Genomic DNA, 22,516 nt, shown 5'->3' with positions numbered 1-22,516 from the left:
CGGCGCCTCCTCCACCCAGAAGGAATCACAGACACACCTGCTAAGCCAAACTTATGGGTCCAGAGCCTAGTCTCTGACGGCCCCGCGGTTCAAAGTTGGGAACACTACGGTCATTGGCTGGATGGCAGCCTTTGAGGCGAGCGGCGCGGTGGCGGCTTGTCCGCCGGGTCACCCACGCACCTGTCGAAGCTCGATCCGCAGGAGGTGTCCCTGCGTGGCCTGATAGACACCAAAGACGACATAATAGGTCAGGCCCTCGTCCTCCCGCAGGCGCCTGTGCTGCGGCATCTCGGCCCCTGGTCTCATGTCAGCGATCGCCGCACCTGCTCGGGCAAGATAGCGAACGTGCGAGTGGTCGCATCGTAGACCGCCGCGGTTTCGTGCCCAGCGGGCGCTGAACGGTTTCTGGCGCGCGGCTGCGTCCTGCTCCCCGTCATCACTGACAGGTGCAGTAGCACAGTGAGCCGCATCAGCCGTTCCCCCAGCACGCGGATGGCGGAGTTGTTCAGCCAGAGAATCAAATCGGGGTTCCAGGGCTCCACATAGCCCGGTCCTCCGCCTCCGCCTGGCACTCGCTGGTCAGGACCTTTGGCGCCGCAGAGACCGACACGCGGCAATCCTTGGACAGGGACTGGCCCAGATTGCACGGCCGTGGCGCATCACGCCGCGGTCGTGGAGGTCGGAACCTGATCAATCGAAGCCATAAGGACACCGCGCCGATCGCGTTCAGGCGTGGCCGGTCGCCAGGAGCCTTGCCTTCGCTCACATTGTTCGAGGCGGCAGTGTTGAAGGCAACCACCCGGTCGCTGCCGTGCCCAGACCAACCGGACAGAAAGTTAGGTCAAACCGGGTGCGAGCCGTCCCACGAAATTATTGAAAGGCCAGCCAGGGAACCGGTCTGAGCCGAACCGTATGACCCCTCAGCCAGGGCCCGCAGGACACCGGCAACCGAAGCCTGACCGAAACGGCACCGGCGCGGGCCGCATCTCCACCTTGGGTTCGAACCCCCGAGGTGGAAATTACGACCTCGACGACGGTACCACCCAACGTGGCTCTCACTCAAGGTGCTACGGCATTAGCGATTGCTTTTCGACAATCCGCATCAGCAGCCCCCCCCCTGCACGGTCGTCCGTTATACCAGAGACTACTACCTGCCGATTAATTCACTATAATCCGAACTCAGTGAAACCTCTAAAGCATCCCCAGGATACAATACGGTCTCTGGATCGGCAGTGATCTTTTCCTTTTTTCCGTCGGAATTTGTCCTGAAAAGCAGGATCTGCGGTGCAATACCCGTTCCGCGGACTAATTGACTCCTTAGAATACCCGTATACATCAACTTCTCATCAGTCGCCTGTTGGCGGCTTCTCAGAGTCATTGCTCTGATCAAATTGTCCTGAAGATCGCTGAGAAGTTCGTTACGCCTCTTATCTTCAAATGAGCCTAAATTCTTGGTCGCCTCATCTCTCTCTTTGCGCGTCTGCCCAAGCTGCGCATTTACCTGCAGTGCTCGTGTCGAAGACAATAGGGCGACTCGCCTCGTCTCGACCGAACGCGTAATTGGCACAACGCCGCGTCTATTGAGCTCGTTTACCCGCTCAATTTCACTCTCATCGATCTTTGACCCCTCCTCTTCCCGTTTCAATTGTTCCTCTAAGACACCAACACGAGCGGCAGCATTATCAACAAACCCCTTGAGAAAAGCCTTTTCCTTCGAATAAGCATCCATCCGGGTCTTGAGTATTGCCTCTTCCGATGCCCGTATTTGAGAACTCATCGATTTCCGTTGAGCGGCATCTTTTTCGTTTTGCTGTGTTAAAATGGCCTTGCCGGCCAGTTCAGCCTCTAATCTCTGTTTCGCATAGTCAAGCTTCAACGATTCGATGAGCAGAGATTCATGTTCAGACTTGAAATCTGCTGACTCCATGACGGGATTTACGGATTTATATCTTACAAGATCATACCCTCCCGCCACAGAAACTGCTTTGCGGACGGTCAGACCCGGCTTGTAGGCCTGCTCCCCAGGCTTACTGACATCCCCACCGATATAGATTGGGCGGTATTCTGCAATATCAACAATTACCTCAGAGGCAGAGACCACCGTAGTGATTTCTTTCCCATCCTTAGACCGAATGTTTAGGGATTTGTCCGGTATACTTGATCTGACTAGATTACGGATCTCAGTTAACGTTTGGCCAGAAACGTTTACCTCTCCAACCAAAGGGAATGAGGCGACACCCTCAAGAGACACAGCGATCCTCTGCTTTATTTCTGGAATGCCGGTCACAGAAAAATCTAACGCATCTCCAGCTTGTACTTTGTACTCCCCCGCCCAACAATTACTCGTCACCGCAAGGAAACAGGAGAAAAGCGCAACGGTCCAAGCGCTCGTCCATTGTAGTTTAGAAAAAACGGCACCCTCGCGGGAATCTAAATTACTGACGAAGGAGGATCTCCGAACCATCATCGGGCTAGCTTTCCAATTACAACTGCGGCCAGGCTAACAATTTGCGCACTGGCTCGTCACTTATCCAAGACCATCATTCGAATCAACCGCGAGAACTGCGGCCTCTGAAAAAGCCGAGATTTCCTATCTGGCGAACTTTCCGAACCATAATTCAAAGCACCTCTCGCATCGCTACTTAATTTAGATTCAATTTTAGCCCATAACCTCAGCTTACGGAAGGCCGGAAAACTGAATGTAGGAGCAGCCGGTGCCTGTCGTAAACTTTTGCCTGCGCCTTTAGAAATCGCCCTGGAGCAGTATAGGCGAGATACGACGAGACAAGACGGCGTTTATTTCTATCTTCTCAAATTTTAACTTCAAGACAAAGACAATCTATCGAAATAATCTATTCTATTTTCCTTGCCTATTAGTTCTGAGTTCGACGATAATCAATCTCACTCAAGACGATGACGGGGACACTTCTCGTTGCTACAAGGGTCTGTTGTGCATGATCCATGAGATATGCTGCGAAGTTTGGCTGAGGATCCAGCAGTGCTACGACGGAAGGACATCGCTATCGACGATCGTCGGTTTCCCGTCCAGGTGAGCTACACCGCGGCCCGGTGTTGCTAGCAGCAAGCCCGTGCCGAGTTCCATGGCGCTGGCAGCCCGTCGGAGAAGGCGGGACTTGAGGTTGGTATCCTGCAGGCTGTGCGCGACACTCGTCCTAACCTTCAACGCGGCTGGTCAGGCGGCGAAACTCAGCGCAAGCACCAGTCAGGCGTCCAAAGCTGAACGACGCGCAGTGTCAGGCGTTGGCGCAAGTGTTCGAGGAAGACGTTGACCAGCACGGGGTCGCGCAATGGCGCCCCAAGGAGTTGGCGCCCTGGAGCTACAGGTGCTTTGGACACGGTCCGGGTGAAAGCCCCCCCGCGGAACGTTCATGGTTATGAGCTTTGTCAATTCCGGAGGTCACCACGACCGAAAACCGGCTATCCTGATCGCGTGCGCGTAAAACCTGCCAGCTGCTATGTGCGCGATCCGTTCGCTTGCCGGGAAGCCATTCTCTAGCGACCGTGGCGGAACTGGTCCCAATTCAATTCGAAGAACAATGCCTGCCTCACCCCCCCAACGAAGGAAGGGTCTCTGGTCTAACGGCTGCGAGCGCGGCCTAGGAAGGCGCCAGCGTTTCTCAGGACTCTTGAAGCGAAACCAAGTCCTACAGCACCAGTCGTCCCTCCATTGCCATGCCCCTGTATGACCCCGGTGTCGTCCAAGTTGGCCAACGCATCGGTCAGCCGGTCTGGGGGAGGTGCCGACACGCGGTAAACGTCGGCCAGATTGCGCCCCAAGTGCAGACGCACGAGTGGGGGGAGAGATGGCAGAGGGTCGAGCTCGTCCATGGTCACCTCAGCAAGATAGTAGCAGGGCGCTTTACGGTGGGCCGGCGCGAAAGGTTTCATGCATTTGATCCCCTGGAAAGGCTTTTTTAAGGATGTTCCGATTTATGGCCGGGGGCTATCCGCTCGCAGCGTCTGCTGAGAAGCCGCATCAAGAAGCAACGAGTGCGGAATTGCAGATTCACCCTTGGGGTAGATCGAGAACTGCCCCGGGCACGGGCATGCAGGGGCAGAGCTTCGGTTTGAACTCCGAGAGGGGTGAAAAGCGCCTACGCGGTCATTCCAGCAAGGTACAGCACCTTCTTACAGGCCTGGATCTGCACGCCTGTACTGCGCCTTGTACCGTGCCGGTGAAGTTCGAGGCGGCCCCTGCTCTGAGGGGAGTTCGCGAACTGCCCGTGCTACTCGGTCACGTGGTCGTTCACGCCTGCTCCCGGCGCGAGTCGGTGAATTCGATCAGCTCGGGCGCCAGAGCGGGTCACAAAGGCGTCCGGGCCCACTCGTCCGCTTAGGACGTCAGCGCCCTCCCCGCCCTCCAGCACGTTGTCGCCGGCGGTGCCCGCAAGTGTGTTGCTGGAGGCTGTGCCGATGGTGCTCTCAAATTCAATCTGGATCGTCTCGAGGGCCGTCCCGCCCGGTGCGTGTAGTGAGGTTGCCTGGATCGAGCGTGATACCCCCTGTGGCTGAGGCATCGCTGATCAGGTTGAAGCCTGCTTGTCCGTTCAGGTTATCTGCGCTCGCCTCTCCGTGAGCAGTGTCGGCACAGCCGCCCGTCAAGGTGTCGGTTTCGTTTCGGCCGAGCAGCCGGGCATCACCAGAGTTGCCGCTGAGCCCGTTGGCGGCGCTGTTGCCGTGGATGACGTAAGCCGTAGGCGGATCCGTCCACCCGCCCGTCGGCGGTGAGGACGTCACCGATGTGGAGCGCTTTACACGTGAACCACTGCCGACATGGCGAACATAGTTGAGGCCGCTTAACGGAAAGACCCCGGCGCATCGCGCCGGGGTCTCCAAGACGGCCCTAATAGGGTTCGTGCGGTTAGTACTTGAGAGTGGCGTCGTCGAAGACGATCCGCTCGATACCCTTGGCGTCGATGGTCTGATCGCCCAGATGGATCGTGAGCGAACCATCGTTGTGGCTCTCGATGACGGCGTCGTTCTTGCTGTGGCCGGACAGCTTGAGCTGATCCAGCGTGCCTGCTCCACCGTCGATCGTGTCGTTGCCGGTGTGCGAGTACAGCTCGAAGGTGTCGTTGCCGTCTCCGCCCTGCGCCAGCACACCCTTTCCGTAGATCTGGAAGAGGTCGTTGTTGAGACCGCCGACCAGCGTGTCACCCGTGGTCGTCGCACCGGCGTACAGCGTGTCGTTGCCATCGCCACCGTCGAGGCGGCTGCTGCCCGTACCATAATCGGAGAGCAGATCGGTTCCGTTCCCGCCGAACAGCGTGTCGTGATGACCGCCGACATCAACACGCAGGATGTCGTTGCCGCTCCCGGCGTCAAGCGAGTCATAGCTGCCCGACGATACCAGCGTATCGTTACCCGCGCCACCGATGAGCTGGTTGTGATTGCCCGCTGAGCTGAGGCTGTCGGTGCCGAGGCTGGACACGAGCGTGTCGTAAGAGCTTCCGACACCGGCCGTGAGCACGTTGTTGCCGTCGCCTGCGTCCAGCAAATCGTGATGTCCGGTTGAGGACAGCGTGTCGTTGCCTTTGCCGCCGTTCAGATTGCTGTGGTGACCGGTGGAGGACAGGGAGTCGTTTCCGATACCACCGATCAGGGTGTCGTATGAACTGCCCGAGCCCGCGAACAGCGTATCGTTTCCACTGCCAGCATCGAGGGAGTCGTACCCGCCAAAGGTCGTGAGACCGTCGTCGCCGTCGCCGCCGAGCAGGATGTTGTGCTGACCATAGGAGGTCAAGGAATCGTTGAAGGCGCCGGCGCCGCCTGAAAGCGTATCGTAGGAGCTACCCACGCCTGCGAACAGTGTGTCAGTGCCATCGCCGCCGTCGAGCAGATCCTGGGTGCCCGTCGTCTGGAGCGCATCATTGCCGGCCTCACCGAACATCTGGTTCCGCGTGCCCTGCGAAGTCAGCGTATCGTTCCCGGTGCCGCCGCGTGCAATCTCCGCCAAGCTGGAAGCCGCTGCGAAGATGGTGTCGTTGCCAGCGCCGCCGTCGAGGAGGTCGTTGCGAGTGGACGCGAAGATCGAGTCGTTCCCTTCGCCGCCGAGCAGCTGATTCAGGCGACTTCCGGCAGTGGCGGAAATGAGCGTGTCGGCCCCGTCACCACCGATCAGGGTATCGTAGTTCAGCGTCGAGCCCGCCTTGAGCACGTCGTCGCCCGCGCCACCGTCCAGCTTGTTGTGATGGCCAGTGTCGGCAGCGGACACGAGGGAGTCATTCCCCTCACCGCCGAAGATCTGCGTGTGGTGGCCGGCCGAGGTCAGGGTGTCATTGCCGGTGCCGCCGACTACGGTGTCGTAGTTGTTGGCCTTCTTGACCGTGATGGTGTCGTCGCCAGCCCCACCATTCAGCGAGCTGTAGCCGGCACCCTCATGGCTGATGGTATCATTTCCCGCGCCGCTGAAAACGGTGTCATGGCCGGGGCCCTTGACGGTGACCGTGTCGTTGCCGGTGCCGGTTCCAACCACCACGCTTTGCGTGCCCGTAACGGTGAGGTGTGCGCCCGACGCGTTCGTGTCGAAGATACCTTGGGTCTTGTGCCCGTCCTTCGCGACATCAGCGACAATCGTCGGGCTCGCCTCGTTGTAGGCGACCTTCACGTGATGGAAGCCAGTGCCAAAATTAGCGTCGAGCGCCTGCTTGATGGCCGCACGCGTCTCCGCATCGAACGCCGGGAGCTTTGTCCCGAGCTGATCGCTGGAGAGGTCATAGTTTACGACGGCCATTGCAATATCCCCTCAACAATCAAAAAATCTTGGCGAGGAGCTCAGAGTACACACCCTGCAGATCCTAAGCTTCCGCGCAGGAGACACTGATCGCGCAATGCTGCTGCGCGGCCATTATTCATCCTCTCGAAGCTTCTGGTCAGCCCCTGGATGCAGTCTTTAATGACCGCTTATCCTTAAGGAACGGTCATACGCAGCTTCGTTGCACTGCGCCATATGCCATTTGGGATAGGTAGTCGCCTTACCTTTCGCCCAAGGCGGTGAGGCGTACGCGACGTCATCCTCGCGGGCAGGCATTGACCACCTTCTGCCGTCAGCGATGGAGGTGACGAGTGCCTCTGCGGCAAATCTGGGATTGAGAGGAATGGCGAACTAAAGGGAGTTCGCAAAATCAAATTCCATTTCCGTTCACGAAATTTAAGTCTCTGAGCCTAGTCAGACAGATCGAGCTCGCGACTAAAAATGATTGCTGTAAGCTTGAAGGCGACCAGCAATCGTAATTACCCAGGCCTGAGACGGCTGGGATCAGGCACCGACGGTCTTGAGGATGGTGCCGAATGGGCTGTGGCCTGCGAGGCGTGCGGTATCGACGACGGTACGGATGGCGGCCTCGCCCTCAGCGGCCCACATCGCGCGGTAGCCGTTGGTCACCTTCTGCTGGATCACGGCCGGGCGCAGCAGTCGCTCTGAGCCGTTGTTGGTCGGTTCGACCGCGCCGGGATGGGCGAGGAAGACGAGGAGCTGATCACGCGCCCGTCCGATCTTGGCCTGCAGGTCGCGGGTCAGGTCGCAGCGGCTCGACGTGGCGAGGATGGCGCCGAGCTGTCGACCCAAGGTCCGGCGCTTGGCGGCGAGCGTCGAGGCGGCCAAGTCGGTGACGCGCTCGGCCAGGGCGAATACGGATCGCAACAAGAGCCGCAATCGCCAGGGCACGGGATCGTCGCTCACCTCGACGACGTAAGCGACGTCGCGGGCGAGATGGGCGAGGCAGGTCTGGTGCGCGGCGGCGTGACCCTGCTGGGCGGTGTAGCGGTCCGAGATCCACACCGCGGGCCGGTGGCCGCCCATCATCTCCCGTATCACGATGGCACCCCGCGTCGGCGAGGCCGTGTGCACCACGGCGTCGGCCGCGTGGAACACCCAGTGATAAGCGTTGCTGCCCTCGATCCGGACGCCGGTCTCGTCCGAGGCGATCACAGCGGCCCGGCGTAGCGTCGAGACGGCCTCCTCGCGGCCGGGACGGAAGTGCCTCTGCGCGCGCTGGAGCAGGTTCATCAGCCCGCCCTGGCTGAGCGTCAGACCGAACAGGTCCGACAAGGCTGCCTGCAGTCGCTCGTAGGACAGCGCCTGGAAGGTCTTGAGATACGTCGCCACCGCATGCAGCCGTGGGCCGAACGGCGTGCCCCGCGCCGCCTCCGGCACCGGCGCGACGACCCGCACCCCGCAGGTCGGGCAGTGCACGGCCAACCGTCGATGCTGCGTCACGACCGGTGTCACCTCCGGCAACTCGATCCGCTCGGACACGCTCACGAGTTCGGCAGGAAGATCTCCGTGCAGGGCGCCGCCGCAGCACGCGCAGCGGTCGGGCCGATGATCGACGACCGCGTTGGGATCGTCGATCATCACGCGGCTATGGCCCTCGTGGCCGGACTTGGCCCCGCCAGGTTTGGATTGCTCGCGCCGCTCTTTGCGGTCTGTGGCGGGCGGCTTCGAGGACGTGCGCGAGGTCTTGTCCGGACGCTGCAGACGCAGCACCAGCTCGATCAGTTCCTCCCGGCTCAACCGCTCAAGATCGCTGCGCCCCATCCTACGAAGGAATCAGCGAAACCCGACCCGCGCAAGGGCCTGGGTAATTACCAGCAATCTGCATGTGCAGAGCTTATCGGCCCGCTGAGGCATATCCCTTCGCGCAATGCAGACGATCTTGCCGCGCAGGAGACGAGCTCAGCCCCTGATGTGGTGTGTAGCATTCGAGGAGAACACCGGTTAGCAATGCGCTTCCGCGCAAGGACGCCGGCGGCTCCGGAGAGCGATGTACTTCTCTTACGAACGTCCTGTTCCGATCGTCGGCGACATCACAGTCCGGCGCATCTTCGCGCAGGTTGCTTATCAGCAGGTACGCCATGCGCAGGTCGTGCCCGTGGTGCACGCTGAGGTGTCCCGCCTCGTCCCCTGGTTCCCTATCGTTTGGCGGCCGCGCGGAGACGAGATGGAACTTGTCGCCGTGCGCTCCTTGCTCGATCGAGGACGCGGGTACCACCCGTTCACGCAAGCGGAGGTTGGCACCTACCCCCTACTCCTGCAGGCGTACCCCTTCCTTCTTGATCCGGCGGGTGAGGTATCCGCTGACTCTGCCCCCCGCACCATGCTGGATGATGTTGTCGCTGACGCGCCGACCAATGTCGGTGCACCCGTCACGAATCTGGACGGCCAGCCGTCGCGTGCAACGGCGCAACGAGCCACGTGCCTCGGCGCGTTCGCACGACATCTTCCCGAAACGCGGTCCATCAGCGATTGGCTCAGCAGACATGGAATGCTGGAGCCCTGGCATCTCAGCTTTGATATCGAGCAACACCATATCAACGTGCCGAACCTGTTTGGCATTCGGCAGGAGGCCTTCACGACAGGGCGGTTGGCGCCGCTGCTGGCTCAGCATGGTGCAAGCGCTGCAGGCCTTTTAGGCTTGCATCGCATCTCCCTGTTTCGAGCCGGTGTCCTGCTGGCTCAGGCACGCGCGGCGCTTCAGGCTCCGGCGGTCGCTGAGGACGAGGTCGAGTCGGACGGGGAGCGCGCGTGAGCACCTACGTCCCCTTGGCTGGTGTTGCGAACCGCTGCTTCTCACCGCCTGACGATTTTCACTTCGCCGAAGGTCTGATGTGGCTGCCCATTGCTGGATCTGAATTGCACCTGGCGTCGCATCACCTGCCGCTTGCGATCCGCCTGGACTTCAGTGCGCCTTCGCTCGGGGTCATTGTTCACCCCGGCTATGCGGTGAGGCCTTGTGTTGATGCAGAGGGAACCTGGATCGCTGGTTATAGACCACTCGCCCTGCGCGCGTACCCTTTTCAGCTTCGGCCCGGCTTCAAACGGCAACACCCGCTGGAAGACCTGGAGATCACCGTCTCGGCGTTGAACGATTCTGGTGCTCCCCTCCGTGACGCGAGCGGGCAGTGCCACCCCTTGGTTGCAGCAACACACAAGTCATTGTTGCGCCTGCAAGAGGGACAGGTTGGGTTGATACCTGCGCTGGAACGATTGCTGATCGCGGATCTGCTCGCACCGTTGCGACCTGCGCGTCATGAGACCGAGCTCACCGCGCCTCCACCCCTTTTCGGCATCGATCCTATTCGATTGACCAAGCTGAGTGGCCGAGCGAGCGCGGCCCTCGCGCGCCACGACTTTACCAGCTTCGATGTTGCGATCGCCCTTTTGTTCTCGCAGAGACTCCTGCGCCGGGAGTGCCTTCCGGAGATCCAACAGCAGCCATCAACAGAAGCCGCAGAGGACGCTGGGGCAAGCCAGATCGGACGCGGGTTGGAGGATGCTCTGGCAAGTGCAGTCGACGTCGGAACTCTGTTCGACTACGAAGCCATGACGGTGTTCGAGGGTGATGATGAGTGAGACGAAAACGCCTGGTACCCCGGTCCGCTCTCTGGAAGACGGCGTGTTCTATGGCAACTTTGGTGACGGGCGCGGGACGCTCTTTCACGAATGTCTCGCCAAAATTCGACAAATTTTCCAGCCCGTTTACGCCAGCGACAATCTGATTGCACTCGGTCGGTCCGCTGGTTTCTTACAGGATACGCGCTTCCGCCACGCGTTGTTGAACAATGCGCGAACTGACCAAGAGCGGTCCATCGCTTGGCGGTTACACACATTGACTTGGGCAGCAAACCATTGCCTCAGCGTTCCCGGCGACTTCGTCGAGTGTGGGGTCTGGCATGGTTTCTCATTCGCTGTTCTAGCCGATTACCTCCAGTGGCAACAGGTCGAGCGGTCGATCTATCTCTACGACACGTTCGTCGGCATCCCACCCGCTTACAACAGCGAGGGACGTTCCAACGCCATCTACGATAAGGAAAATCAGCAGAACCCTGACACGATTTACAACAGCGTCGTCACACGCTTCGCGAAGTACAACAACGTCAGGATCGTGCGCGGCATCGTTCCGGACACGTTTGCAGCCCGCTGCCCGTCGCAGATTGCGTTCTTGCACCTTGACATGAATGCCGCGCGCTCAGAAATCGCCGCCCTCGATGCGCTCTGGGACAAAATTGCGCCGGGTGGAATGATCGTTTTCGATGATTATGGCTGGAGTGGGTACTCCCAGCAGAAAGTCGCCGAGGATGCCTGGATGGCGGAGCGAAACCACACCATCCTGGAGCTGCCGACCGGTCAAGGCGTCGTGATCAAGAGGCCGATGTGAAAGCACCGCACGGGTCGGCGGAAGTGCGGTGCGAGTAGGCAGGAGGCTTACCGCTCCCGAAGGGATGTTCCGAGCCGATTCATGAGCGGAGCCACCAGGTATTGCAGGACGGTGCGTTCGCCCGTGGGCACCACGACGTCGGTGGTCATGCCAGCGGTGAGGCGATCGTTGATGTAGTCCGGGATGCTCGATCGATCGACCGCGACTTCCATTGCGAAGTAAGCGGGGAGTTGACGGTTCGTCTCGTCAACGATGCTGTCGCGGGAGATGCTTCGAACTTTTCCTCGGATGATCTCGCTCTGGAACTTCAGAAACTGCGGCAAACGCACCTCGACGGGCGCATCGGAGCGAATCCGATCGACGTCGATGGGTGAAACGCGCGCACGAACCACCAGCGTGTCCGACGCGGGCACGATATCCAAGATGGCGTCGCCCGGCTTGATGACGCCACCGACGGTGAAGATCCGGAGCTGCTGGATGGTGCCTGAGACCGGAGCTTTGATCTCGATGCGCTTCAGTGCGTCCTGAGCGATGATGATCTGTTGACGCGCGTCGCTGATGGTTTTGCCAACCTCTGGCAGCTGGTTCGCTGCATCTTGGCGGTACTCCTGCCTGAGTTGCTCGGCGCGGGCCTTTGCCTCGCCGATCTTCTCAGCCCCCTTCTTCAAGGTGATCCCGGCCTGCTCCGCCAAGCCCTCGAGGCGAAGCCGCTCGCGCTCGAGTGAGGTCATACGGCTCAGCGCAACGAGACCTTTCTCCCAGAGCTGCTTAACCCCTGGCAGCTCGCGATCGATGGTCGCGAGCTGCTTGTCTGCAGAGATTTTATCGGCCTTCGCCTGAGCGTTTTCCTGCTCGGTTTGGCGGATCTGCGCGTCGACGACCTCCAGACCACGCAGCAGGCTTTCGCGCCGACTCTCGAACTGGAGCTGATTGTCGTGCATCGCACTGGCGGCCACCGGGTCCTTTGACAGTGCCGTCACATCAGCCGGGAAGCTGATGCTGCTCGCCATGTCGCGCTGCGCGACGAGCCGCGCCTCCAGCGCGAGGGCGGAGGCGAGCTGACGCCGGTACAAGTCCTCTGTCGCCTCGGTGCGCGTCGGATCAAGGCGCACGAGGGTGTCTCCCTCGCGAACCTGCACGCCGTCGCGCACTAGGATCTCCCGGACAATACCGCCCTCGAGGTGCTGGATGGTCTTGCGATTGGATTCGACGGACACGGCTCCTGGCGCGACGACAGCGCTATCAAGAGGCGCGACGGCAGCCCAGCTGCCCAGCCCTCCGAAGGTGAACGCGATGAGTGCGTAGCCCGCCATGATCGGCGCACGCCAGTTGGCGGACGGAGCGGGCGCTTGCAGAAGGTTGGCGGCTTGCGTCATGACGCCCTCTTATCACCCTGGCCATCCACCAGCGTCAGCTGCGGCGCGCTCCGCAGGCGGGGGACGCGATTGACGATCTGGTCCCGTGAGCCAAAGGCTTGAACGGTGCCGGCGTTGAGCACGAGAACCTCATCGCAGCAACTGAGGAGGTTCATCTTGTGGGTGACGAGTACGACTGTCGTTCCCATCTCCTTGAGGCGTAACACGGTGGCGCTGAGCGCCTGTTCACCGGCGGCATCCAAATTGGAGTTCGGCTCGTCGAGCACAACGAAGCGTGGGCTGCCGTAGACAGCGCGCGCCAGCGCAACGCGCTGTCGCTGTCCTCCTGAGAGGACGTGCTTTCCTGGCCCAACCACCGTGTTGTAGCCGTCCGGAAGCGCTTTGATCAGGTCCTGAATGCCCGCGAGGTCGGCCGCCGCAATCAGTTCCTCGGACCCCTCGGTTCCGTTGAGCTGGAAGCGAGCGATGTTTTCCGCGAGCGTGCCGGGCAACAGCTCAACATCCTGCGGCATGTAGCCGAGGTGAGGACCGAGCTCATCCTCGTTCCAGTGCGCCAATTCGTGATCACCCAGCGCGATCGTCCCACGCACCGGACGCCAGATCCCGACTAGGATGCGGGCTAGGCAGGATTTGCCCGCGCCGCTTGGACCCACGACTCCGAGCACGCGACCCTGCCCAACGCTGAATGTCACGTCGTTCAGAAGAACTTTGTCGGCGCCAGGGGCTGTCGCAAACAGGCGTGAGACGGTCAGGGCTCCGCGAGGTGCCGGCAGTGAGATTTTGGCTGTTGCTAGACTTGATGCCACCAAAAGCTCGTCGAGGCGCCTCCGGGCAGCCGCGAAGTTAGCGAACTGCCTCCAGTTGCCAATGACAGCATCGATGGGTCCGGTAGCACGCATCATGATCATGACAGAGATGAAGGCCGTCGCCATTCCAAGCTCGTTGGCCAAGTAGAGAAGCGTGCCGGTGGTATAAACGATTGGCATCTGGGCGTTGCGGAAGAACTTGATCACCGCACCAATTCGATCCGCTCGGCGCGTGGCCGCAGCCTCCCACCCAAGCGCTGTTTGGTGGAGGCCATACCATCGTCCTGTGAGCACCGGGATCATGCCCAAGATCCGGAGCGTGTCGGCGCTTCGGGTGACACTCAGGCCGAACTCGCTCGCCTTCAAGGCGCTAACTTGATGGTTCTGGCTGTCCGCTCTCACGAGGTACTGGTTTGCAACGGTTAGGCAAGCCGTCAGAGCAATCATCGCTAACGTGAGATAGCCGAAGACGGGATGGATAACGAACATGACGGCGATGAACAGGGGAGACCAGATTGCGTCGAACGTCGCTCCGATAATGGGCCCGGACAAGAAGTCGCGAACGGTGTTCACGTCTGCCAGGATCACGGACGATGCGGATCCGCGCGGGTTTGCTCCCTCGCGCTGAAGCGCGTCAAATCCTAGGCGGGCGAGACGCTGGTCGATCACCACGCCTAAGCGTCGCAGTGCTTTTCCCCGTAGGAAGTCAAGCAGCGAGTACACGCCGACCAGGAAGAAGGCGACTCCCGCTAGAACCCATAAAGACGTCAGGTTTCTGCTCAGAACAACGCGATCAGAGATTTGCTCACCGAAGATCGGCCCACTGAGATAAAGAAAAGGGGTGAAGAAGCTGAAGAGGAAGAGGGACACGTACGCAGGCGTGAGCGAGCGTAATGTATTGAACACTGGCGACGGTTGACGACCAGGCATTTTCGATTCGTGTGCCATCACTTCCCGACCCGAGGCATTCTTCCCGACAACGGCATCCCCTATCGGTGCCAGCCATCTCTGTATCAGATTGTGCGTCGCGACAAGCCTAGCAATTCCACGTAGTACTGCTGAGGCCTGCACTGTGATACATACGCAATGCCAATTTGGCTTTTTTGGGCCTGTGGTTGCTCACACGGACGCATGCCGTTTCCAGCGCGTATCTGCCGCCCTTATCCCCGCGCGGGTTCGGTAGACCTGAAGTCAGGGTCGTCGGCCCGACAGCGTGCTGAGGGGACTTGCAGGATAGCTCTCCGCAAGAGCCCGAATCGCGTCCGTGTGGAGGTGCTGCTGATAGATCTCGAAAGCCCACGCATAGTGTTCAGGGGCTTCCGCATACAGCCGACGCTGCACGTCATTCAGATCCTGTGCTGCCAAGCTTCCTTTCCGAAGCGGCCACACCTCGAAGGGCTTGAGGTAATGGAAGTGAATGATCGCAGGTGGCAAAGAGGTTTTCGCGAAGGGACGCCAGTTCATTGCCGGCGACAGCGGAACTCTATGATCTGCGAATAGGCCGTTGAGGATCCCTTGGTCGTACCACCCCGCGGCTCCTCGCGCGAAATCATTCGCGATCGTCAGATCGAGAATGTCTCGATGGAGCTGCCGAAGGACGGGCATGTTGAGGACCATGACGCCGGCATTGAAAACGTCTGACCGTTCCTTCACCTCCACTCCATCGATTAAGAACTCATTTGCTGCTGCTATGACTCCTTGCATAGGTAGGCTCGTGACGTCGGAGCAGAAAACAACATCCGTGTCTGTGTAGAGGACGTGGTCTTCATCCCGCTCGAGCAACGGAATATCAAACCTGAGGAAGTTTCCTGCTGCCCAGTCCTTGTTAAATCCTTGACGCGGGGAAGCAGCATTGATTGCGTCTTCGAAGCTGCTGCGGTGGAATAGAACTTTCACGCCCAGCGATGACAAATAGCGAATGAAGGAATTGTCCCGCCCGCTGTAAACGAGATTGGGCATGAGCGAAGTATTCTGAAGGCAAGAATGGACGGCCGCGATAAGGCATTCGCCGCCAAGCTCAATCCCCTTTTCATTACAGCAGGTGTACCACTTCATGGTGATGCCAGGGGAGCTCGCTCTTAATGTTCCCGATGTTTCCGCACGTCATGGCGGCTGGGGCTTCCGCCTTCTCGAAGAGAAGCACATGCTCGGAGTGTTGACGCGCGAAATCCACTACAGTCTGCTAAAACATGAGATTATTCAAACTTGACGAGGGGGCTGTGACAGTCACAAACTCCAGGATAGTTCTGGTGGGGAAGACTGAGGACGGCAACACGACCGGAGGCAACTACTAGCTACCGACCACCGCAGGGCGTCCTCTTGGTCGACGACGGAAGGTTAAGCGTTGGGCACTCGCTTTATTAGGGAGCGGCGCCGCGTTAGGAACTAGCCTTACAGGGCTGCGGAGAGGAGGCAAGCGAGATGCAGCCTCTCTGTACAGCGTAGTCCGGCGGTCGCGTCGCTTTCGGATCACGAGCCTCGTCGGATTGGCGTATCAGCTTGTGCACGGAACACCCGCACCCGCCGCGCTGGCTCCTTCAGGCCGGGAGCCGCTACGGCTGCCTGCGACGCTTCGGGTGCATCTGTTGTCTGGCGCTGCAGGAGCTCCAAGCGAAGTCCCACCAAAGGCTCGCGGCCTGTTGGACCAGCAACATTTAGTCGAACGCCTTTCCTATGGATCGGCGGTGCGCCCAGGAATAGCGCTTCAACACTGAGTTCGAGGTTCTCCGTGCCCGGTCCAGCAAGAAGGAAGTTCGCTCCAAGCAGTGGGGCCCCCTGCCCTCGCGTACCGACAAACACCCCCGGATCAACCCATTTGCTCATAGCCGGTCTCGCACCGCCAACTTGCACCGCATATTGCAGGCTGATCCCAGTTGGCTGATTGGGCCAACGCAGTGCGAAACCTTCGATTGGGGATGGGCTGGAAGGACCGGCAATCCATGTTCCGCCGGGCACCTCGACATCGCCGCGTCTTGCAACGTGGCCCATGATCTGTAGCTGCGAGGTGTCGATTTCGGTCGAGGCGGAAAGCGACTCGTAGCGCAGAGGCTCGAGGTCGACAGAAGCGACGGTGGACCCGTTCGCGACAGACGCACGGACCTCCAACTCCAACTCACCGTCTGAGGCGGCTCTCACCACGAGACTGCTCCCGGGGCGATTCAACACAGCTTCCTGGGCGTCTGGATGGCTAATCAGCGAAATGCTTCGCTCGCTGCCCCGCTTAAGGCCGACTCGCACCTGTGGCGGGCGGTTGTCGTCGCCGGCGGAGTCGTACCGGAGCAGGTAGAGGCCTCGCCGAACGTTCACTGTCTTTTTCTTGCTCGGCAGCTGAGGTTGCATGTGTTTCGATGCCTCGTGAGTACGGCTATCCCGGGCGCGTGGGCATTCCCGATTACCAGGGTAAGCTAACAGATTGCGCCAGGATTAATCCAGGGCGGCGGTCGCTGTCGAGGCATCCAAGCGACTCACACCTATTTAGCAAGAATTTACCTTAAGCCAGAAATGCTGGGTTACGATTTTCTCTAGAGGGCAAGTCATGAAACAGCCGCTGAGCAATTCGTGACAAACCTAGCCTTATCTTATGTCGATTGATTTTCTCTATAAATTTTTATCCGTATCCCTGTTGAGACTACGGCGAGAATACAAAGAAAAAAGTTATACAATCGCTTGGAAGATCGCATGACTACCCACATGAAAACGAACACACGGCGATAAGACTTGCGAAACACAATGCTGATTACCACCTGGATTTTCTCGGCAGCCGCGACTCGAATCGTAACTACTTGGTCGTCAGGGGCTTATCGCCGGACGCACTCGCAGCTTCGCTCGATGCGGATTTGCAGCACGGCACCTTGATGCACCGACGCCATCCCGCGGTGAGTTGGCATAAGCGCATGTGTAGGGCACAACGTCCGTCAATGAAAACGCTATTCGTACATAATAACTTCCCTGGGCAGTTCAAACACGTGGCCTCCGCGCTCGCAAAGCACGAAGGTTCCGCCGTAGCCGCGATCGGGGCTCAGAACGCCCGTGGCGTGCCTGGCGTCCGAATGGAGCGTTACGTACTCGAACCTGCCGACGTGTCTGCAACCCACCCCTTTGCGCGGCGCTTTGACCTCGAGTGCCGGCGGGCTGAACAAGTTCTGTACGCTGCGAGCCATCTTGTCTCGTCGGGCTTCGTGCCAGACGTCGTTGTTGCGCACAGCGGATGGGGGGAAACTCTCCCTCTACGATCCGTTTTTCCTAAGTCGCGGTTGATCACCTACTGTGAATTCTATTACCGGACGCAGGGCCAGGATGTAGGCTTTGATCCAGAATTTCCCATTTTCGGTGTCGACGGTGAAGTGTCAATCCGTCTGAAAAACGCTGCCTCACTTCTTGCACTCGCGGAAAGTGACGCTGGCGTATCTCCAACGGTGTGGCAACGCTCCACCTACCCAGTTGAAATGCAGTCGAAGATATCGACGATCCACGACGGTGTTGACACGGCGTACCTGTCCCCCTGCTCTGATGCTGCACTTACCCTTCCAAACGGAAGAACGCTCACGCGAAGCGATGAAGTGGTGACTTTCGTTAACCGGACGCTAGAGCCACTCCGTGGTTTCCATGTCTTCATGCGAGCTTTGCCGCGCATCATGCGCCAGCGGCCTTCGGCACAGATTGTCATTATTGGTGGAGACCAGGGTCAGTATGGCTATCCACCCCCAGCAGGTCAAACTTGGCGGTCCGTCTTCCTCGGGGAAGTCTCGCGCGCAATCGATTTGTCGCGCGTCCATTTTCTTGGCCGGGTCCCATACAACCACTACTTATCTGCGCTTCGCATCTCCTCCGCGCACGTCTACCTCACATACCCCTTCGTCCTGTCATGGTCTCTCCTCGAAGCTATGTCCGTCAGCGGCCTTGTGATCGCGTCAGACACGGCACCAGTGAGAGAGGTGATCGATGGCACGAACGGGCTACTGGTACCGTTCCTCGAGCCGGACGCGCTCGCGGGAGCTGTGGTGACTGTATTAGGAGCACCGCATAAGTTCACTGCCATTCGTGAACGTGCGCGAAAGACCGTTGTCCAACGCTACGATTTACACCGTGTTTGTTTACCGACGATGATGAGCTTTCTTACGAACAATGGCCCATAGCTCAAGCAGCCTACGCTAGATTTACACCAACTAAGTTTAATGTCCTGCCTTGTGCGTGGCCCGGCTTAAAGATGCAAGCGCAGTCCGATTTGTGACATTAAGCTTCTGGAAAATGTTAGAAAGATGTATCTTTACGGTTCCATCAGAAACGCCAATCTGACGAGCTATTTCTTTGTTTGACATACCGCGGGCGACCAGCTCAGAGATCTGCGATTCGCGCGGCGTTAATGTATCCAAACCGCTCACCGCTTGATTTCTATCCTGCTCCTGACCATAGCGCTTAAGAGCGCCCGAAACCCAATCGCCCTCGAGGTATTTTAAGCCTAGGGAGACGGAACGGATACACTCTAAGAGCTCATCCGCGGCAGCCTCTTTCAAAAGGATGCCGTAGACGCCAAGCTCCACAGCGGTAGCGATTTGTTCGTCGGATGCAGAAGCTGTAAGCAGGATGACCCGTGTGCTTGAAGCCTCTTCTTTGAGCGCGGCTAAAACTTGAACGCCCGTCAGACCTGGCATTTGTACATCGAGAACGGCGACTTCTGGTAGCGCCTGCCGGATCTTTACGAGTGCAAAATCTCCCCTTGAACATGACGCAACAACTTCGAAATCTGGAGAACTTCGAAGAAGAGCTTCAAGGCCGCTACGAACGATAGGGTGATCATCGGCAACAACAACACGTATCGGACGACCAGCAATCATTTTGGCAGCTCAAACGAGAGATCTGTTCCTGCTTCCGAAGAGCTAATGAACAATTTCCCTCCCAGTTCCCGAACCCGCGACCGAAGCGACAGCGGCTTTGCATCCTCATCGGCAACCATGTCCGTCCCGTGAGCCGCTCTGACATTTTGGAATCCGAGGCCATTATCTTGGATGCGCATCGTCAGCAATGAGGGCCCTTCGGCAATGTTAATGTCGACTCGTGAGGCATGACCGTGCCGGACCGCATTTGAGACACCCTCTGCTACGATGCGTTCCAAGTGCCGAGCAATAGTGAAAGAGGTGGTGAGAGTCTCAGGCTCGACCGAGAGCGCGATGTCACACTTCCACTGCTCGCGAAGCGCCGAGACCCGCTCGAGGAGTGTACCTCTGAGAGCAACAAAGCCACCAGATCGCCTGGCTGGCGTCCCGACCTCCTCAACAAGTGACCTCATGTAGCGAGTCTCCTTTACGATAATGCGCCTGATCGTTTCAACTTCCTCCTGTGCTTCGCTAGGCAGGCCACGAGCGAGTTGCTTCAGCTGTAAACTCACTGCAGCCAAGCCCTGGAGAGCCGTGTCGTGAAGATCACGTGCAACTTGGTGTCTCTCGTGCATCGCAGCCGTTGCCGCGAGCCGATCGCGGATAAGCTGCTCGTCCAGTGCCCTCGCCAAGCGAGACGTGGCAATCCTAACGAGAACGATGTCGGCGTCCGCCCACACTCTGCGGTCCAATAAAAACACTCGTCCTTTGCAAAATTTGCCGATGATAGGAGCTGAGAGAGTCTTTTTGATCCTAAACGTTTTGACCAAGTCCCAGTCGAGAATTGCCTCAGAGTTACTTCCGATGGCCCCTGCGGAAAACGTCGCTTTTTCACGCGCTGGGCTGACAAGCGTTCCGAACAGACTGGAACTTTCGGCGCTGAGTTGAAAGCCGCTCGTCGACCATTGACACACGAAACGTTCGTCGCCACCGAACTCGTCCCAAACGATGAGGACCCGGGGCGCCGAGAATACGCCAGCAAGCTGCTCGGCAATTTCGGCCAGACGCATCGGATGATGGCCGAACTGGCGCGTCGGATCCTGCTGAACGTACGAGGCATTCATGTCAGTTGCGGCATCAATCTCCAGCTCAGCCTCGCTCGATGCCGAGTCTAGTTCCGACAGTTTTTCGAGTTTCTGCTGGACAGTCCGCCGATCAGCCGCAACGTAAGCGAACATAAATCCGCAGATCACAATGAAGCTGCCCCGGATAAGCGTTTCACTTAGGTCCGCATTCGCCGTATAACTTACCACTGACAATTGTGACGCGAGGTCAATTTTGTATAGTAAACAAAAAATCACAATGAGCACACAGCTCGTGATCAACGGCCCTTGCCAAGACCACCGAATCATGCTCGAGGTAAGAACAAATATGAACAGCGGAAAAAATTCGCTTTCAGTGCCATTCGAGAGCTGCAGCAGAAGCGAGACAACAATGATGTCGGTCGCGTGCATGGCAAGCAGAAGGAGCCGGCCGGGCCTCCTTGCAAACACAAAGCCGAGTTGCACCACGCTGCAGATGGCATAGACGATTAGCAGCGCTTCCGCTTCTTTGAAGGTTTTGTGGAGCTCTGTTCTGCCAACAGCGGCCGCGGCAAGTGCCGCAAACACAATCGCAGCTCTTCCCACTGAGATGACGCGCTCGGCAGGTATGTTGAAAACGGACCTCCTTACCCTGCTCCGTGCGCGTGCGAACACCACCGTCCCTCAACTTTCCAGGATAATCTTCTTGTAGTGAGCATACCGGTTGGTGACAAGGCAGAATATGCACGGGCAAAGTCCGATGCGGTAGAGATCGGAGCAGCTCTGGAAGCGGGCCGTCTCAGTTTTCAAGCGATTACTCGCAAATAAACCAAGTATTCTTAATGTATTACTGCTTTATGTGGTAAATTAGATATCTTTATATGGTACTATACGCGCATTTAGCAGTCTCGATTGCATTTCTCTCACCCTGTGGGCGGGACAGCATTTCTCTCACCCTGTGGGCGGGACAGACGGTATCGCTGGTCGCAACCCGAACTTACAGACTCACAGTGGGCGGCGGGCATCAAGTCCGCCACCTGAGCCAATGCGTACTTTCCCCCTGAACGAGGTCGATGCATTGGTTGTCAGGGGTTGCTCATCGCATGTACACGAGGACGCACAAAGGTCGTCGGCGAATGTAGCGTAGGTGCTATGCAGATTGTATCGGTCGTACAACAAAAGGGGGGCGTGGGCAAAACCACGCTCGCGATCAACTTGGCTGGCGAGTTAAGTCGGCGCGGTATGAGGGTCGCAGTCGTGGATGCTGATCCACAAGCCTCCGCCGTCGCCTGGGCAGCTCCGAGAAAGCTCGGATTTGCCGTGAAGCAGGAGTTGCTCTCGAGCGGAACCGTGTCTCAGTGGCTGCGAAACGTGCTAAAACAATCCTCCGACGTCGTCGTGGTAGACACCCCTGCCGGACTGGGCACCGTGTTCCGCGCCGCCGTTGATGTTGCCGATGTCATCTTAATACCGTGCGGCCCTTCTAGTCTTGATATCAACGCGGCTCGGAACACACTTGCGAGCGTCTCGTCGATGTTGCGTGCGGACGCGCGTTCCGAAGCGAGAGTGCTGATGGTGCCCACCCGAGTTGATGTGCAAACGCCTGAGGGGCAGCAGATTACCGACGAGCTAGGTGCCTTGGGCGAGTCTATCAGTCCCGCCATGAGTCATGACATCTATTTCGTGCGTGCGTTCACCCAAGGTGTTTCGGTTTCGGTGGGAGCACCCGCGAGCAAGGCCGCTGCCGAAATGCAGGTTTTGGCTGACCTCGTTCTTCAACAGCTTGGGAAGGCCGTGGCTTAATACTATAGGTCCGTATGTTGTGGGTGTGCTCGCAGAAAGATACATGTGCAGGGCAAAGCGCGCAGCTTCGTAACTAGGCAATAAGATTTCATCCAGCAAAACATCCGACCCCGCACCAATTGCCCTACATGTTGTACTTTATCTTTCTCCCGGCTTCCGTTGTGCACTAAGAGGACGGGCACGTAATTTCGCCATGGTTTTCGTGCTGACCAACCGCCTACTCTCCAGTCGACAAGGGATTATCAGACTCATCTAACTAATAAAGTCTGGCATTCTTGTGATTGTTCACCGCCTGCCAACATCGGCGGCGTTGCACCAGGTACAAATACAGGCTTGATCTGAACATGCAGGTGATTGAGACGGAGATTCCGGCGGTGCGGCGGGTGGTGCCGACGCGCTTTGGCGATGCGCGGGGCTGGTTTTGCGAGACGTACCGGGCGGACATCCTGGCGCGCG

The 22,516-nt window shown here is 58.6% G+C and carries 14 protein-coding genes and 1 pseudogene; 6 read left to right on the top strand and 9 right to left on the bottom strand.

What is annotated here, in order from left to right:
• Positions 1-168 precede the first annotated feature (168 nt).
• The 4 genes from CRT23_RS28725 to CRT23_RS25385 form a co-directional block, all read right to left on the bottom strand.
• Positions 169-306: a hypothetical protein gene (locus tag CRT23_RS28725; protein WP_181017470.1), complete on the bottom strand. Its 138-nt coding sequence runs from the start codon at positions 304-306 to the stop codon at positions 169-171.
• An 841-nt stretch (positions 307-1,147) separates the two neighbouring features.
• Positions 1,148-2,467, bottom strand: a complete 1,320-nt coding sequence (locus tag CRT23_RS25395) for a polysaccharide biosynthesis/export family protein (protein WP_103712332.1) — start codon at positions 2,465-2,467, stop codon at positions 1,148-1,150.
• A gap of 2,415 nt (positions 2,468-4,882) precedes the next feature.
• Positions 4,883-6,754: a calcium-binding protein gene (locus CRT23_RS28715; RefSeq protein WP_103712331.1), complete on the bottom strand. Its 1,872-nt coding sequence runs from the start codon at positions 6,752-6,754 to the stop codon at positions 4,883-4,885.
• 525 nt (positions 6,755-7,279) lie between these two features.
• Complete coding sequence (locus tag CRT23_RS25385; protein ID WP_103712330.1) at positions 7,280-8,560, bottom strand: IS66 family transposase; 1,281 nt, start codon at positions 8,558-8,560, stop codon at positions 7,280-7,282.
• 226 nt (positions 8,561-8,786) lie between these two features.
• On the opposite strand from CRT23_RS25385, the gene CRT23_RS25380 reads away from it, so the two are divergent.
• From CRT23_RS25380 to CRT23_RS25370, 3 genes are read left to right on the top strand one after another with little or no spacing between them, the layout of a single operon-like run.
• Positions 8,787-9,551, top strand: a complete 765-nt coding sequence (locus CRT23_RS25380) for a SapC family protein (RefSeq protein ID WP_103712329.1) — start codon at positions 8,787-8,789, stop codon at positions 9,549-9,551.
• Positions 9,548-10,375 (top strand): SapC family protein, encoded by an 828-nt coding sequence (locus CRT23_RS25375; RefSeq protein WP_146056514.1) that lies wholly within the window; start codon positions 9,548-9,550, stop codon positions 10,373-10,375. Before CRT23_RS25380 ends, CRT23_RS25375 begins: the two co-directional genes overlap by 4 nt.
• Entirely contained in the window at positions 10,365-11,180 is an 816-nt protein-coding gene (locus CRT23_RS25370; RefSeq protein WP_210202103.1) for a TylF/MycF/NovP-related O-methyltransferase, read from the top strand. The genes CRT23_RS25375 and CRT23_RS25370 overlap by 11 nt, the downstream gene beginning before the upstream one ends.
• Positions 11,181-11,227: 47 nt before the next feature.
• Here the strand turns inward: CRT23_RS25370 and CRT23_RS25365 are convergent, their stop codons facing one another.
• The 3 genes from CRT23_RS25365 to CRT23_RS25355 all read right to left on the bottom strand — a co-directional run bounded on the left by CRT23_RS25365 (position 11,228) and on the right by CRT23_RS25355 (position 15,417).
• On the bottom strand, positions 11,228-12,556 hold the full coding sequence (locus CRT23_RS25365) for an HlyD family type I secretion periplasmic adaptor subunit (protein WP_103712327.1): 1,329 nt from the start codon (positions 12,554-12,556) through the stop codon (positions 11,228-11,230).
• On the bottom strand, positions 12,553-14,310 hold the full coding sequence (locus CRT23_RS25360) for a type I secretion system permease/ATPase (RefSeq protein WP_103712326.1): 1,758 nt from the start codon (positions 14,308-14,310) through the stop codon (positions 12,553-12,555). Before CRT23_RS25360 ends, CRT23_RS25365 begins: the two co-directional genes overlap by 4 nt.
• A 243-nt stretch (positions 14,311-14,553) precedes the next feature.
• Positions 14,554-15,417: a glycosyltransferase gene (locus tag CRT23_RS25355; RefSeq protein WP_103712325.1), complete on the bottom strand. Its 864-nt coding sequence runs from the start codon at positions 15,415-15,417 to the stop codon at positions 14,554-14,556.
• A gap of 1,799 nt (positions 15,418-17,216) precedes the next feature.
• Between CRT23_RS25355 and CRT23_RS25350 the strand changes: the two genes are divergently transcribed.
• On the top strand, positions 17,217-18,497 hold the full coding sequence (locus CRT23_RS25350; RefSeq protein ID WP_348628898.1) for a glycosyltransferase: 1,281 nt from the start codon (positions 17,217-17,219) through the stop codon (positions 18,495-18,497).
• Positions 18,498-18,533: 36 nt separating this feature from the next.
• On the opposite strand, the gene CRT23_RS25345 is transcribed toward CRT23_RS25350, so the two are convergent.
• Positions 18,534-19,196 carry a response regulator transcription factor gene (locus tag CRT23_RS25345; RefSeq protein ID WP_103712323.1) on the bottom strand — a complete coding sequence of 221 codons (663 nt, stop codon included), beginning with the start codon at positions 19,194-19,196 and terminating at the stop codon, positions 18,534-18,536.
• On the bottom strand, positions 19,193-20,845 hold the full coding sequence (locus CRT23_RS25340; RefSeq protein WP_103712322.1) for a histidine kinase: 1,653 nt from the start codon (positions 20,843-20,845) through the stop codon (positions 19,193-19,195). The genes CRT23_RS25345 and CRT23_RS25340 overlap by 4 nt, the downstream gene beginning before the upstream one ends.
• A 564-nt stretch (positions 20,846-21,409) precedes the next feature.
• Here CRT23_RS25340 and CRT23_RS25335 point away from each other — a divergent pair.
• Complete coding sequence (locus CRT23_RS25335) at positions 21,410-22,060, top strand: ParA family protein (protein WP_103712321.1); 651 nt, start codon at positions 21,410-21,412, stop codon at positions 22,058-22,060.
• Between the two features lie 344 nt (positions 22,061-22,404).
• Positions 22,405-22,516, top strand: a pseudogene (locus CRT23_RS25330) (dTDP-4-dehydrorhamnose 3,5-epimerase family protein); the annotation flags it as partial.

Source organism: Methylobacterium sp. V23, assembly GCF_002917135.1.
Classification (GTDB): Bacteria; Pseudomonadota; Alphaproteobacteria; order Rhizobiales; family Beijerinckiaceae; genus Methylobacterium.
Note: the sequence above shows the minus strand (reverse complement) of the source record. Positions and strands in the feature narration are given on the sequence as shown.